This is a genomic window from Synechococcus sp. MEDNS5 (genome assembly GCF_014279875.1).
In the GTDB taxonomy this organism is placed as follows: Bacteria; Cyanobacteriota; Cyanobacteriia; order PCC-6307; family Cyanobiaceae; genus Synechococcus_C.
This window is the reverse complement of sequence record NZ_CP047952.1, coordinates 1081011-1094774: the sequence shown is the minus strand read 5'-3', so window position 1 is coordinate 1094774 and position 13764 is coordinate 1081011. Positions and strand designations below refer to the sequence as shown.

The 13764-nt window shown below is 58.7% G+C and carries 13 protein-coding genes; 8 read left to right on the top strand and 5 right to left on the bottom strand.

The window, feature by feature from the left end; translation table 11 throughout:
- Positions 1 to 61 precede the first annotated feature (61 nt).
- Positions 62 to 994 (top strand): quinolinate synthase NadA, encoded by a 933-nt coding sequence (gene nadA, locus SynMEDNS5_RS05890; protein ID WP_186585652.1) that lies wholly within the window; start codon positions 62 to 64, stop codon positions 992 to 994.
- A 19-nt stretch (positions 995 to 1013) separates the two neighbouring features.
- Here the strand turns inward: nadA and SynMEDNS5_RS05885 are convergent, their stop codons facing one another.
- The gene (locus SynMEDNS5_RS05885; protein WP_186585651.1) at positions 1014 to 2612 is read right to left on the bottom strand and encodes a multicopper oxidase family protein; all 1599 of its coding nucleotides are present in this window, start codon (positions 2610 to 2612) and stop codon (positions 1014 to 1016) included.
- Positions 2613 to 2693: 81 nt separating this feature from the next.
- Here SynMEDNS5_RS05885 and SynMEDNS5_RS05880 point away from each other — a divergent pair, with 81 nt between their 5' ends.
- From SynMEDNS5_RS05880 to SynMEDNS5_RS05870, 3 genes are read left to right on the top strand one after another with little or no spacing between them, the layout of a single operon-like run.
- Positions 2694 to 3671, top strand: a complete 978-nt coding sequence (locus tag SynMEDNS5_RS05880) for a ligase-associated DNA damage response exonuclease (protein WP_186585650.1) — start codon at positions 2694 to 2696, stop codon at positions 3669 to 3671.
- Between the two features lie 28 nt (positions 3672 to 3699).
- Complete coding sequence (locus SynMEDNS5_RS05875) at positions 3700 to 4056, top strand: DNA ligase (protein WP_186585649.1); 357 nt, start codon at positions 3700 to 3702, stop codon at positions 4054 to 4056.
- Between the two features lie 26 nt (positions 4057 to 4082).
- A complete protein-coding gene (locus SynMEDNS5_RS05870; RefSeq protein ID WP_186585648.1) occupies positions 4083 to 5786 on the top strand; it encodes an ATP-dependent DNA ligase in 1704 nt (567 codons plus the stop codon).
- Here the strand turns inward: SynMEDNS5_RS05870 and SynMEDNS5_RS05865 are convergent.
- From SynMEDNS5_RS05865 to SynMEDNS5_RS05850, 4 genes are read right to left on the bottom strand one after another with little or no spacing between them, the layout of a single operon-like run.
- Positions 5777 to 6382, bottom strand: a complete 606-nt coding sequence (locus SynMEDNS5_RS05865; RefSeq protein ID WP_186585647.1) for a DUF4178 domain-containing protein — start codon at positions 6380 to 6382, stop codon at positions 5777 to 5779. The two genes, SynMEDNS5_RS05870 and SynMEDNS5_RS05865, sit on opposite strands and share 10 nt — an antisense overlap.
- Positions 6382 to 7971, bottom strand: coding sequence for a polyamine aminopropyltransferase (locus SynMEDNS5_RS05860; protein WP_186585646.1), 1590 nt, complete (start codon positions 7969 to 7971; stop codon positions 6382 to 6384). Before SynMEDNS5_RS05860 ends, SynMEDNS5_RS05865 begins: the two co-directional genes overlap by 1 nt.
- Positions 7956 to 8231: a hypothetical protein gene (locus SynMEDNS5_RS05855; protein WP_186585645.1), complete on the bottom strand. Its 276-nt coding sequence runs from the start codon at positions 8229 to 8231 to the stop codon at positions 7956 to 7958. The genes SynMEDNS5_RS05860 and SynMEDNS5_RS05855 overlap by 16 nt, the downstream gene beginning before the upstream one ends.
- Positions 8228 to 9235 (bottom strand): hypothetical protein, encoded by a 1008-nt coding sequence (locus tag SynMEDNS5_RS05850; protein ID WP_186585644.1) that lies wholly within the window; start codon positions 9233 to 9235, stop codon positions 8228 to 8230. Before SynMEDNS5_RS05850 ends, SynMEDNS5_RS05855 begins: the two co-directional genes overlap by 4 nt.
- 58 nt (positions 9236 to 9293) lie before the next feature.
- Here SynMEDNS5_RS05850 and SynMEDNS5_RS05845 point away from each other — a divergent pair, with 58 nt between their 5' ends.
- Genes SynMEDNS5_RS05845 through SynMEDNS5_RS05830 form a run of 4 tightly spaced genes read left to right on the top strand, consistent with a single transcriptional unit; the run spans position 9294 to position 13764 of the window.
- A complete protein-coding gene (locus SynMEDNS5_RS05845) occupies positions 9294 to 9503 on the top strand; it encodes a DUF350 domain-containing protein (protein ID WP_186585643.1) in 210 nt (69 codons plus the stop codon).
- Entirely contained in the window at positions 9500 to 11947 is a 2448-nt protein-coding gene (locus SynMEDNS5_RS05840; protein WP_186585869.1) for a ligase-associated DNA damage response DEXH box helicase, read from the top strand. The genes SynMEDNS5_RS05845 and SynMEDNS5_RS05840 overlap by 4 nt, the downstream gene beginning before the upstream one ends.
- Positions 11948 to 11974: 27 nt before the next feature.
- Positions 11975 to 13162, top strand: a complete 1188-nt coding sequence (gene chrA, locus SynMEDNS5_RS05835) for a chromate efflux transporter (protein WP_186585642.1) — start codon at positions 11975 to 11977, stop codon at positions 13160 to 13162.
- Positions 13159 to 13764 (top strand): DUF1543 domain-containing protein, encoded by a 606-nt coding sequence (locus SynMEDNS5_RS05830; RefSeq protein ID WP_186585641.1) that lies wholly within the window; start codon positions 13159 to 13161, stop codon positions 13762 to 13764. Before chrA ends, SynMEDNS5_RS05830 begins: the two co-directional genes overlap by 4 nt.

Genomic DNA, 13764 nt, shown 5'->3' with positions numbered 1-13764 from the left:
AAGACGGAGCGTCGTCAGAGCAACTGCCTAGGCTGGGTCCATCCTGCCCCAGAAGGCTCAGATGAGCGCTGACACCGCCCTCGTTGCGGCGATCAACCGGCTCCGCAAGGAACGCAACGCCGTGATCCTTGCGCACTACTACCAGGAGCCAGCCATTCAGGACATCGCTGATTTCATCGGCGATTCCCTCGAGCTCTCAAGAAAAGCGGCCAGCACCGATGCGGATGTGATCGTGTTTTGCGGTGTTCATTTCATGGCTGAGACAGCAAAAATCCTCAGTCCAGAGAAAACGGTCGTTCTGCCTGACCTGGACGCGGGATGTTCCCTGGCGGATGATTGCCCAGCCGATGAATTCGCCAGATTCCGCGCCGAGCATCCGGATCACCTCGTTGTGAGTTACATCAATTGCACCGCAGCCGTGAAAGCGCAGAGTGATTTGATCTGCACCAGCAGCAACGCTGTGGACCTGGTCAATCAGCTACCAGCCAACCGACCAATCTTGTTCGCTCCGGATCAGAATCTCGGTCGTTGGGTGCAGCGCCAGAGCGGCCGTGAACTCACCCTCTGGCCAGGGCGTTGCATCGTTCATGAAACCTTCAGTGAAGAGGCGGTCTTACGCCTGAAGCTTGAGAATCCCCAGGCGGAAGTCATCGCCCACCCTGAATGCCAGGAGAATCTCCTGGATCTGGCCGATTTCATCGGCTCCACAAGCAAACTTCTCAACTACACCCAATCAAGCCAGTCCGACACGTTCATTGTGTTAACGGAGCCTGGAATTCTCCATCAGATGAAGCAGCGGGTTCCTGACAAAACCCTGATCGATGTGCCAGGGCTCGATGGCTGCAGCTGCAATGCCTGCCCTTACATGCGACTGAACACGCTGGAGAAGCTCCGCGATTGTCTTGAAAACCTCTCGCCGCAAATCGCGATGGAGGAATCCCTCCGTACTGAAGCCGAGGCTCCGATCCGCCGCATGCTCGAAATGAGTCGTTGAACAAAACTTCGGTGAAGGCTCAGCGGAAACGCAGGTCTTCCTGATCCACCCGCTCCGGCTGCCACCAACGCAGATCAGCATCGTCGTAGGCCACAACATTGAACATGCCTTCGGCATCGTGGTAGGTGATGTGGCAGTGGAACGCCCAGATACCAGGTTGATTGGCATCGAATGCGATGCGACAGGTTTCACCACTGGGCACCATCACCGTGTCGCGAGTGGCTCCCTGCAGCCTCTGGCCGTTGATTTCCACAATTTCGAATTCATGGCCATGCAGATGCATGGGGTGAGCCATCGGTGACGGATTCGTAAACACGATTTCAACCCGTTCACCGCGACGAACCCGAAAGGGATCGCGGTAGGGATACACCTTGTGATTCAAGCTCCATTTGTACTGAGGAGCCGGACCGGTCAAAGCAACGGGAATCACATTGTCGACAGCTTGAGGAGCCAGAGGCGTGCGACTGCGCAGGTTTTGTTCTTGCAAAAACGACAAGCGTCCGATCCACCGATCGGTCTGAGGTGCCAGTTTCGGCAACGACGCCTGCGACGTTCGGATCAAAACGCCACAGCGCATGTTGCTGCGCTGGCCGTAGGCGAGCACGGGAAAAAGTCCAGGTTCGTCGGGAAGTGTCACGCGAATCGCGAGGCGCTGCGCGGTTGCCAGCTGAAACACAGACCCCTCAATTGGCTCCACTGGATTGGCATCCGTGCGCAGAAGCGTTCCAACCAGCTCACCAAGATCCACAAACCAGCTCATGAAGGCACTGGCAGCGATCATCCGCAACACCACGGTGTCGCCAGGCCTGGCCTCAATCACCTCTGGGTCATCCAGGGTTCGATCGTTCGCCAGCAAGGCGTCGTAAACGACATCCGGTTGCTTCACCGCCTGTTGATCCGTGCGCCATTCGAAGCGCTGAAAGGTTGGATTCCATCCCTGCACCAGCACATCCCTGGGCTGATTCCAGTCGAAATCGCTCAGCGATTTCGACATTGCGGTGCCACCACCATCCTCACCAGCAATCAGGTTCTTGAGGATCTGGTCGGAGGGGGTGAATGAAAAATCGCGCAGCATCACTGTCACATCGCGATCAGCCCAGCGCTCCTGCTCAGGTGTGAGCACGAGAAACGGTGCCGACACGTAATCCTGAATCTGCAATCCGTAATGGGAATGGATCCAGAAGGTGCCGTCCTGCACCAGTGGGTACTGAATGCGCAGGCTCTGGCCAGGAGGAATCGGCGGTTGGGTCACGAAGGGAACACCATCCTGCAGATTCGGGATGTAAAGCCCATGCCAGTGGATCGTCGTCGGAACCTCCAAGGTGTTGACGATCTCCACATCCACACCCTGATCACGGGTGACGACGTATCCAAATGTTCCATCCGCCTGCTGGATCGATCCGCGAGTCACGGTGCGTCCATTCACGGTGAGTGGCTTGCTCACAACGTTCAGCACCGTGGTGCCGGCATTGCGGGAGCTGTTGAAGGGCCAACGATCTCGGAAGGTGTCCCAAAGGGATGTGGCGGCAGCACGGGAGCGTTCTCTGAGATCACGCCCAAGCAATGTCAATCCAGTCCCAACGACTGAAAGCCGAAGAAAATCCCGTCGACTGGCCATTCCACATCTTTTTTTTCACCGTAATTACGCTGAGCCCAGCGACAACCGCAACGTCAGCGTCGTTCTTGCCACAGTTGATCAATGGCGCTTCTCGAACACACCGACAGCGGTCTCTACTGCCGAGCTGCGGATGCCTGGATCGATCCATCCAGACCTGTCAGACGCGCTCTGATCACCCATGCCCACGCGGATCACGCCAGGCCCGGCTGCGATGAATACTGGGCGGTTGCGTCCTCCGAAGGGGTGTTGAGGCAGCGCCTGGGGCGTGACATCACCCTCCATTCCACGCCCTACGGCCAGCAGTTCTGGCTCAACCAGGCCTGCGTGTCATTTCACAGCGCCGGGCATGTGCTGGGCTCAGCCCAGATCCGTCTCTGTGTGGACGATGAAGTGTGGGTGGTGACTGGTGATTACAAGCGATGTGCTGATCCGAGCTGTGAACCATTCGAGGTGGTGCCGTGCGATGTGCTGATCACAGAGGCCACCTTTGGGCTGCCGATTTATGCCTGGGAACCGGGTCACCGCATTGCTGAGCAGATCCGCAATTGGTGGCAGGGTGATCGCGAGCACCCGTCGCTGCTGTTCTGCTACTCGTTTGGCAAGGCTCAACGGTTGATGGCGGAACTGCACGCCATCGGCGTTCAAGACGAAGTGCTCCTCCACGGCGCCGTGGAAACCGTGACCCGCAGCTACAGAGAGGCCGGAATCGCCATGACGCCAAGCCGTCCTGTGAGCGCTCTCTCGCGCAAAGACTCCCTCGCCGGACGGTTGATCCTTGCTCCCCCATCGGCCCATCGCTCCGCCTGGATGCGACGGTTCCGCTCTCCGCAGACAGCCTTCGCCTCCGGATGGATGACCGTTCGCGGTGCGCGCCGGCGTCGCGGTTACGAACGGGGCTTTGTGCTCAGTGACCATGCGGACTGGCAGGGATTGATCCGGACCGTGCTCGATTCCGGAGCCAAAAGGATTTACGTCACTCACGGCCAGAACGATGTGCTCTCCCGTTTCCTCAAGGAGCGGCACGAACTCGACGCCCGCCCCCTCGAGCAGCTCAGCTGAACTAAGGTCAGGCCCCGGATGTTGACCCATGCTGAACCCACGTTTTGCGCTGATGGGCTTCGGACTCTTGATCGCTGTCTTGCCGACGCCAGTCGCAGCGCAGGACATCACAGTCACGATCGAGCAGATCAACAGCGTGGTGTTTCCCGCTGATGGGAACGCCGCTGCGCGTGACATCTGCGCAGGCCTCAAGGCCGGCGTTCTCAGCAGGGATCAGATCGGTACCTCTCTGGCGCGGCTTCAGTCAGCACTTGATCGCTACTCCGATGCCAAGTATGTGAAGGCCTACGTAACGGCCTTCAACCGTGCTGCTGCAGGGCTTCCAGGCTGCAGTGTTCAGGTCACAGGGCCTGAGAACAGCAATCTCAACCGCTGGAGCTACTGACGGGATCGCACCGTCCTTGCCCTGCAATGGATGACTTCGCAACGCTGATCGATGCCCTGGATCAATCCACGGGCACGGCGCGCAAGGTCGATCTGATCGCCAACCAACTCTGCACAGGCGAGGCGCACGACAGCGCCTGGAGTGTGTTGCTGCTGATGGGGGAGAAGCGACGACGACTGATCACCGGTCGCCGGCTTCGCGAGATTTTGCAGGCGTGCGATGCAATTCCCGACTGGCTCTTCGATGACTGTCAGAGCCATGTCGGTGATTCGGCCGAAACGCTCGCTCTGCTTTGGCCGCAGCTCAAAGGAGCCGTTCCGGTTCAGTCGATTGATGCCAGGCTGAATGCCTGGATCAGAAGCATTGAGACCAACCCGCCCTTGCACTGGTGGATGGAAGAGCTGCTGCCGGAACTGGCGGTACTCGAGCCGCAACAACAGAGTGCAGCCCTGCTGACGATCTGGAGCACCCTGCCTGATGAGCGGCATTTTCTATTCAACAAACTGCTCACTGGAGGGTTCCGGATCGGCGTTGCCAGGGGGCTGGTGGTGAAGGCGATTGCCAAGGGGTTTTCGCTGGAGGAGGCCCTGGTGCTGGAGCGGCTGATGGCCCCCCTCGAGCCTTCACCGAGCTGGTTTGATGCGCTCACCGCAGCACCCACAACGGAACGAACGAATCGTGGTCCGGTGCCCTACCCGTTTTTTCTAGCCAGCCCCTTGCACCTGGACTCCCTGCGGGAGACGCCGGCACAGCAGTGGTGGGTGGAGCACAAATGGGACGGGATTCGAGGACAGCTGATCCAACGCAACAGCGGCACCTTTCTCTGGAGTCGTGGTGAGGAGTTGATCAATGCACAGTTTCCTGAGCTGATTGAGATGGCGGCATCCTTGCCCGATGACACCGTGCTCGATGGTGAGGTGATCTGCTGGAGTGCCGAAGACGAACGACCGCGACCCTTCAGCGACCTGCAACGCCGTCTGGGCCGCAAGAGTGTGGGCCGGAAACTCCGTCAGGACTGCCCGGCCTGTTTCGTTGCCTACGACCTGCTCGAATCCCGTGGAGAGGATCGTCGCAACAGCCCCCTGGACGAGCGCCTCGCGGCGATGAACGCGCTCCTGGCCTCGATGGACAAGGCTCGATCCGCGGGACAGCTGCGCATCAGCGCTGGAGAACAACTCAGCACCTGGGATGACCTCGCCACCCTTCGCCAGCGGGCCGTGCGCGAGGGAGCGGAGGGGCTGATGCTGAAACAGAGGCAATCCCCCTACCTGAGTGGACGCAAACGCGGCCATTGGTGGAAACACAAGCGCGATCCCATGACCCTGGATGCTGTGCTGATCTACGCCCAGGCAGGGCGTGGGCGCCGAGCCAATCTGTTCACCGATTACACCTTTGCACTTTGGGATCGCCACTCAGCCGATCCAGATCAGCATCAGCTTGTGACCTTTGCCAAGGCCTATTCCGGACTGAACGATCGTGAGATTCTCGACCTCGATCGTTGGATTCGAACGCACACAATGGAACGTTTCGGACCAACGCGATCGGTTACTCCCGATCTGGTGTTCGAAATCGGTTTCGAGGGCATTCAGCCATCCAAACGTCACAAGTGCGGACTGGCTGTTCGATTCCCCAGGATTCTGCGCTGGCGCCATGACCGAATAGCGGACAGTGCCAACACGCTCATCGACGCCGTTCAACTTTGCGAAGAGCAGCGTCCTATTCAGGCGTAGACGCTGCGGCCATCGCCCGGCAGCAATGTGAGGGATTCTGGAGTGATACGAACTCCAACGCACAGTTCAATTTCACCATCATCAGCAAGAAGTTCAGAAGCGGAGTAAATCTCGACGCTGAGAACCCTGTCAGACTGAGCGACATAGTCGTGGAAACGACAGGGACCTCCCTGCTGACTGCCACGGGAAGTTTTCCGGTAGTTGGCGATCCCCTTTTCAGACAATCGATAGCGGACGCCTTGATAAACAAGCTCATCACGAAGAGGGAATACAACAGAGACCTCTTCTGGAGGCACCTGATGCATCCAAGACAATTCAATCCGATCATCATCAACAACTACCAGCCAAACTCCCTCGGCGCCGTCCCTCAGGTAATACTCCTGCCACTGGAAGCCTTTCTGATCAAAAACAAGGGTATTTTCAACAATCCAATCGCGCGATTCACGCTGAACAACATCACCCACCCGAAGATTGAACAAGGTTCGCTGCTGAGGCATAGATCCCACTGGAGGGCGATGCCAACGCGACATGCTGTAACGAGAAAACAGCCAGAGCAGAAGAGCAAAGGCGACAAAAAGAAAAATGAAAAACTCCATTAGAAACCTGTTGTCGTAGAAATTGGCGGACGGGGTTGTTGCAGCCTGCGCCGGCGATCGTTCCGTAGATAGTCGAGCAGAACCGGGCGCGTCATTCGATTGGGTTGAACTGTATCCGAAGCTTCAGGCCTTAAATCACGGGGGAAAGCAAACAATGCAGAAAGCTGATCAGCATCCAACCAGCGAGTGGCAAACGGTATCGGACGGAAACGATTGGACCTGTTGTTCTCATGGGCCATCACGAACCCCCAGGGTCCAAAACTTGGAATCGCCACTGAGTAAGGACGCGTCAGCAAGCCCACCTCCCGCAATGCAGCTTCAATCGAGGCCAGAACGCGGGGTGCGAGAAAGGGTGTACTGGCCTGCGTGACAACCACAGCGCCTGGATTGAGCCGTTGGCGCAAGGTGCCATAGAAACCCACGCTGTAGAGACGAGCGACGGGCAACGTATCCGGATCGGGAAAATCAGCAATCACCACGTCGTATTGGTTGGGCAGGGAACGCAGATGGGCATAGGCATCACCGAGATGAATCCGAACCCTTGGATCCCTGAGGCTGTCAGCATTGAGACGCCGGAGCATGGGATGACGGCGCGCCAGGTTGACGACCTCTGGGTCGAGTTCCACCACATCGACGTTTTCAACGTCAGGCCAACGAAGGATTTCCCTGAGGGCCAAGCCATCACCTGCGCCCATCAAAAGAATGCGTCGCGGTGCTGGGTGCCAAGCCATCGCTGGATGCACCAACGCTTCGTGATAGCGGTACTCATCAAGGCTTGAAAACTGCAAATCTCCATCCAGGAAAAGCCTGAGGTCGGCCCCCTGGCGGGTCAACACGATGCGCTGAAACCGCGATTGCTTCCTTTCAATCACGCGCGCCCCATAAAAGCGATCCTCGATGCGATCACCCAGCGGTGCGATCAGCACACCCGCGACCGATGCCAGGGGGAGCAGGGCCAGCAACGGGTAGCGCCAACGCCGCAAGCTCGGAAAAACCGAGGCCAGGGCCAGGCTGCACCCCACCGGAACGAGCGACAACGCCGCGGCGGACGGAAGCAGACCGAGCCAGGGCAGCAGCACCAGGGGGAAAGCAAGGGCACCGACGAGAGACCCCAGGTAATCCAGCGCAAGAACCCTTGCAAGGGCGCGGCGCAATTGATCCTGGGTTTCGAGCATGCGCGTAATCAGCGGCAGCTCCATGCCGCCAAGCAACCCCACAAGCACAGTGAGCACGACGGTTGCCAACCAGAGCGGCGCATTGCGCGAGAACAACCAGAACAGGGCCAAAGGTCCCAGCAAACAGAGGGGAAACAGGCAGAGTTCCACCAGAATCAACGCCCGAAGCAATCGCACCAGGGATTGCCTCTTCGTGCCAATGAATTCGGTCAACCAGGCACCCAGCCCCATGGCCGCGAGAAACGTACCCACCACCACACCCGTGGCAAGGGTTGCATCACCCATCAGGTAACTCGCCTGGGCGACCAGCAGCAGCTCCAGCGTTAGGCCAGCTGCAGAGGACACCATGGCGGTCACCAACAGCACCCGAACCTGGACGGGACTGAGATCAGCGGCGGTTACTTGCCGCTCCATCCACCACCGCCATACCCACCGCCGTAGGACGAACCTCCAGAGCCGCCACTGCCTCCGTAGTACAGCAGTCGATTCGTTTCCAAGCGGGAGCTGCGGCTGACCCAACGGCCACCCACATAGGAGCCGCGATACGCACCTTGGGTATCGGTGTCTGGCAAAAGGCTCGAACCCAATTGGTTCGCACTGTCGTTGGTCAACGCTGCACTCACTGCAAGAGCAGCGATGCCTCCATTGAGAAGAAGCAAAAGAAGTTTGGTCATGGATTCAACCGGGCTCGAATCGTTTGAGCTTGAGTCCAGGGAAGAGTGACCTCATCACAAATCTGGATAGCAAGGCGTTCGGGGCCGATGTCGGCAAGACTCGAAGGAAGACTCACATCAAAACGTAAAAAGCTATCCCGCGTGAGATGAAAAAGCTGAGGTTCAGCACGCAACGTATAGGTATCGGAATCTTCACCATCGCGTGTGAGCCGAGAAGGAATCGTTCCCTGAAAAATTGAACGGCCCAAACCATTTGTGATCTCCAGACTCACAGCCTGACAATCATTTGCATACCATCGCCCTGAGTGTTCAAAGGTTGCAAAGAAGCGAACTCTGAGCAGTCCACTTTTATACTCACCACGGGTGGCGCGACTCACCTCAGATTGACTTCCACACCAGCCAGAGCATTGCAGAGATCCGCGAAAATACACCTGAGACAGATATAAAAAGCTGACGATTAGGGACGCAAAAAACCCATAAACGAGCACTCCCGAATCGAAGGGATCCTTGGTGATGACACTGTTGACAACAACTGGCGCTGTAAGTTGAGTGGGCTGCGCTTGTTGATCTCTGGGCAAATACACCTCGAAACGCAAGCGAAAACGCCCGGGCTTCTTTGGTCTGAACTCGAGATATCCATCATTTTTTGAGCGACTTTTACCTTCCCTGTCGTATTGGAACTGAACAACACCCTTGTCGTCTAATAACTCTGTGGAAAGAAAAACAAATGTTTTTGCAAATGTTTTTGCAGGAACGGAAAACCGGGACCTGACCGTGACACGATCATTGATGTTTGGCAGCTCGAAAGGTTCCGACTCCACCGGCTGATCAGCGCGGGGGACCTGCACACTCAGGTTGGTGATCGACGAGGGACGATCAAAAAATGTTGCAACAAGCAGCCCGACGGGAATCAACAAGACCCAAAGAGGCCGTCGTGACACCGATGAAGCTGGCGCCTTCTCCTCTGGATCAGCCGGCGAGGTCTGCGGCACTGTCTGCGACATGGAATTCACACAGACTGCGCCGCATTAAATTACTACTACAACTTCCTCGCCACGACCGATGCCGGGACCGATCGCCCAGCTGCTGCTGAGTCTCCTCTGGACTGTTGCTGGGGTGCTGTTAATTGTTGGGGGAATCTGGTTGTTTGATCGCCTGACGCCTCTCGACTACAGAGGCGAAATTCGCAAAGGCAACATCGCAGCTGGAATCGTTGTCGCAGCTGTTGTTCTTGCCGTGACAGCGGTCGTCGTCACCGTGATTCTGATCTGACCCATCCCCTGACCCCCATTGAGCGCTGGTTTGCGCTTCAGGGCTGGACACCCATGCCCTTCCAACGGTCCACCTGGAGGGCCCATCTGGACGGTCGCAGTGGCTTGATTCAGGTCCCTACCGGTTCGGGAAAAACGTACGCCGCCGTGATGGGGTCAATCGCCCGCATGCTCGAGTCACCCTCGCAGCAGAGAGGCGTTCGACTCCTCTACATCACGCCCCTGCGGGCCCTGAGCCGCGACCTTGCCCTGGCGATTCAGGATCCGATCGATGCCATGCAATGGCCACTGAGAGTCGCCATCCGCAATGGAGACACGCCAACGGCCGAACGCTCACGCCAGATCAAAACCCCCCCGGAGATTCTGATCACCACGCCCGAGTCGCTCTGCGTGCTTCTGGCTGGCCGCCACTGCGAGCGTCTGTTTCAGACCCTCGACACCGTCATCCTCGATGAGTGGCACGAACTGATCGGCAGCAAGCGGGGGATTCAGGCAGAACTGGCGCTCAGTTGGTTGCGACAACAACGCCCCTCACTTCAGACCTGGGCCATCAGCGCCACCATCGGCAATCTGGAGGAATCGGCACGGCATGCCCTCGGAGACCGATGCGATCCCTGTCTGATCACCGGAGCGCCGAAGCGGGGACTGAGCGTGAGCAGCATTCTTCCGGACAGCATCGATGGCTTTCCCTGGGGGGGCCATCTCGGCCTCAGACGGTATGAGGACCTCGTTGGTTCACTGGTCCCCACCACCAGCACACTGCTGTTCACCAACACCCGCAACCAGGCGGAACGCTGGTTTCAGTGCCTGCGTTACGCCTGCCCTGAGATGGAGGGGCTGCTGGCTCTGCATCACAGCGCTTTGGATCGCAGCGAACGCGAGGCGATTGAAGCCTCGGTAAAAGCAGGGTCCATGCTCTGGGTGGTCTGCACCAGTTCCCTGGATCTTGGGGTTGATTTTCAGCCTGTGGAGCAGGTGGTGCAGATCGGATCTCCCAAGAATCTGGCCCGATTGCTGCAGAGAGCCGGACGTTCGGCCCACCTGCCAGGGGGCACATCGAAGGTGTTGTTCATGCCGACCAATGCCCTGGAACTGCTGGAGCTCAGTGCCGTGCGTCGCGGACTGGAGAACGGCTTGGTGGAGGAACGACGCCCTCCCCGTGCCCCCCTGGATGTGCTGTTGCAGCACCTCACCACCCTCGCCTGCGGTCCAGGCTTCTGTGCGACATCAACCCTGGAGGCCATCCGTGCCACCGCCAGCTACAGCCAACTCAGCAAAAGCGACTGGGACTGGTGCCTGCGCTTTCTCGAGCAGGGGGGCGATTGCCTCGGGGCATACCCCCGCTACAGAAAGTTGGAAGCCACAGACGACGGACGCTTCGTAATCCGCGAGAAGGCCATTGCCAGGCTGCATCGCTTCAACATCGGCACGATCACCTCCGCTCCATCCATTCGCGTGCGCTTCGTGCGTGGCTCGGTGCTCGGTCACGTGGAAGAAAATTTCATCAGCCAGCTCAAACCCCGGGATGTGTTCTTCTTTGCCGGCCGTCAGCTGGAGTTCGTGCGTCTGCGCGAGATGACCGCTTATGTAAAAAGCACCACCAAGAAAAGCACTGCCGTACCGGCCTGGGCCGGCGGCCAAATGTCGCTGTCTGATCTACTCACCCATCATCTGCGCGAAGAAGTAGCCCGAGCCGGGCGCGGGGAGCTCGATACACCGGAATTGAAGGCGCTTGAACCGTTGTTTGAGCGCCAGATGGATCTCTCCACCCTGCCCGAAAGCGATCAGTTGCTGATCGAAACCTGCCGAACACGGGAAGGGGTGCACCTGTACGCCTATCCCTTTGAAGGCCGGTTTGTGCATGAAGGGCTCGGCTTTCTCTGGGCGACACGCCTCACGCGCATTCAGCGGGGAACGATCACCGTGTCGGTGAACGATTACGGATTTGAACTGCTTGCGCCGAGGGGCTATCCCATGGACCAGCTGCTGGAGGACCATCTCGACGAGCTCCTCGATGACACATCCTTGGAAGAAGATCTGGAACAGGCCCTGAACCTCTCGGAACTGTGCCGACGCCGGTTTCGCAGCATTGCCCAGGTTGCGGGGCTGCTGGTGCAGGGATTCCCGGGCCAGAGCAAATCCACCGGCCAACTCCAGATCAGCGGCTCCCTGCTCTGGGAAGTGTTCAGCAAACACGAACCCAACAACCTCCTGCTCCGCCAGGCCAGAGACGAGGTGCTGCAGGAGCAGCTTGAGCTGCCCCGACTGCGCTCTGCTCTGAGGCGCATCCGTCAGGGAGACACCCTGCACTGCCCGACACCCCGACCGGGCCCACTCGCCTTCCCCCTGCTGGTGGAACGATTGAACAATCGGATGACCAACGAATCCGTGCAGGAGCGCGTGCAACGGATGATGCGGGAGGCATTGCGCGTAGAAGCTGACTAGGTTCCGATCATCCAGATGTTCCTGGCCATGGCGCGCGTGATCGAGGTGTTCCGCCAGTTCCTGCTGCTCGGATGCTCGTCTTTCGGCGGTCCAGTTGCCCACCTCGGCTATTTCCGTGAGCGGTTCGTGCAACGGGAGCAGTGGCTCACCGACGCGGCCTATGCCGACCTCGTGGCCCTTTGCCAGTTTCTGCCTGGCCCTGCCAGCTCCCAGGTTGGGATGGGCATCGGCTTGATGCGCGCGGGGTGGCTCGGCGCCTTGGCAGCGTGGATCGGATTCACCTTTCCATCAGCGATCCTGCTGGTGATTGCGTCGGCAGTGCTGTCAGCCAATCCGGACTGGCTGGCAGGAGGCTGGGTGCAGGGCTTGAAAGTGGCTGCCGTTGCCGTGGTGGCGCAGGCCGTGCTCGGCATGCAGCGCAAGCTGGCACCTGATCGAGGCCGCGCGAGCCTGATGGCTCTTGCAGCTGTGTTAGTACTGTTGGTCCCCCTGGCCTGGGTTCAGGTTCTCGCCTTGCTGATCGGAGCGATCGTCGGGCTGACCCTGTTGCCTCCACCCGACGATCGCGCCTTGAGCCATGAACTGCTCAAGGTGCCCGTGCGCCGAAGCGTGGCCATTCTTCTATTGCTGGTGCTGATCGGCCTGCTGATGGCCCTGCCCTGGCTCACAACGCAGGCCCGACCGGTAGCGATCCAGCAAGTGGCTGGGTTTCTTCAAGCTGGATCTCTGGTGTTCGGTGGAGGTCATGTCGTGCTTCCTCTGCTCGAACAGTCTCTGGTTCCCGCTGGGTGGATCAGCCTTGATCAGTTTCTGGCCGGCTATGGAGCAGCTCAGGCTGTTCCTGGTCCCATGTTCAGCTTTGCGGCGTTCCTCGGTTTTGATCTGCGCGGCGGGTTGCAGGGCATCGGCGGCGCGCTGCTGGCGCTGATGGCCCTGTTTCTTCCGGCTTTTCTATTGATCGGAGGCGTTCTTCCGTTCTGGACTGACCTCGGCAAATTGCAAGCGATGCGACGCGCCCTGAAGGGCATCAATGCTGCAGTCGTGGGTGTGTTGCTGGCAGCCCTGTTTCAGCCGGTCTGGCTGGCCGGCATAAAGAACAGTGCCGATTTCAGTTTGGCGTTAGTGGCCTTTCTGCTTCTGGTCGGTTGGAAGCAACCGGCCTGGCGGGTTGTTGTGGTTTGCGGCTTGGTAGGCGGCTTCGCCCTGTCGTCATGACCGATCAACCGACTTTGTTTCTTGTCGTCCTCGGAGGACGTACAGCCACGTGCCACGTGGAACTCCACGATGTGCGCTGGGTGGTGGGGTCTTGCATCGAAGACACCATTCCATCGCTGAGACGCGAATGGTTCGGCTTGCAGAAGGGACTGCATGTGGACAGCTACAAGGCCATCACCCAGGTGGATGGCTTCGCGATCCATCTGATGCCATCAGCCGTGGACCAGGCGGAGTTCTCTGAGCGTGATGAGGCTGGCCCGGTGAATCGCTTGTGGTTTGTCAATCTCGGTGGCTATATGCGGGAATCGCTTCAGGAACAGCATCATTTCGGCCTTGTGGTGGCAGGCTCACAGCAGGCGGCCAAGGCCCGGGCCAAAGCCCGTTGGTTGAGGAACTCACTGCAGCTTCACAAGGATGATCTGCACAGCATCAATTGCGTTGGTGACGTCGATGATTGCTTGCCGATCGATGGCCTTGATGGTTGGCGCATCACGTTGCGGAAGCAGCCCTCTGCCCTGGAGATGGATCTGAGTCCCGACTGGTTCGGCTACTGGCGCATTGATGGCCGAAGACTGAAACCAAGACCGGACGCACTCACTTGA

Coding starts and splice junctions, on each gene's coding strand:
- nadA (WP_186585652.1), top strand. CDS start 62: ATGAGCGCTGACACCGCCCTCGTTGCGGCGATCAACCGGCTCCGCAAG.
- SynMEDNS5_RS05885 (WP_186585651.1), bottom strand. CDS start 2,612: ATGGCCAGTCGACGGGATTTTCTTCGGCTTTCAGTCGTTGGGACTGGA.
- SynMEDNS5_RS05880 (WP_186585650.1), top strand. CDS start 2,694: ATGGCGCTTCTCGAACACACCGACAGCGGTCTCTACTGCCGAGCTGCG.
- SynMEDNS5_RS05875 (WP_186585649.1), top strand. CDS start 3,700: ATGCTGAACCCACGTTTTGCGCTGATGGGCTTCGGACTCTTGATCGCT.
- SynMEDNS5_RS05870 (WP_186585648.1), top strand. CDS start 4,083: ATGGATGACTTCGCAACGCTGATCGATGCCCTGGATCAATCCACGGGC.
- SynMEDNS5_RS05865 (WP_186585647.1), bottom strand. CDS start 6,382: ATGGAGTTTTTCATTTTTCTTTTTGTCGCCTTTGCTCTTCTGCTCTGG.
- SynMEDNS5_RS05860 (WP_186585646.1), bottom strand. CDS start 7,971: ATGGAGCGGCAAGTAACCGCCGCTGATCTCAGTCCCGTCCAGGTTCGG.
- SynMEDNS5_RS05855 (WP_186585645.1), bottom strand. CDS start 8,231: ATGACCAAACTTCTTTTGCTTCTTCTCAATGGAGGCATCGCTGCTCTT.
- SynMEDNS5_RS05850 (WP_186585644.1), bottom strand. CDS start 9,235: ATGTCGCAGACAGTGCCGCAGACCTCGCCGGCTGATCCAGAGGAGAAG.
- SynMEDNS5_RS05845 (WP_186585643.1), top strand. CDS start 9,294: ATGCCGGGACCGATCGCCCAGCTGCTGCTGAGTCTCCTCTGGACTGTT.
- chrA (WP_186585642.1), top strand. CDS start 11,975: ATGGCGCGCGTGATCGAGGTGTTCCGCCAGTTCCTGCTGCTCGGATGC.
- SynMEDNS5_RS05830 (WP_186585641.1), top strand. CDS start 13,159: ATGACCGATCAACCGACTTTGTTTCTTGTCGTCCTCGGAGGACGTACA.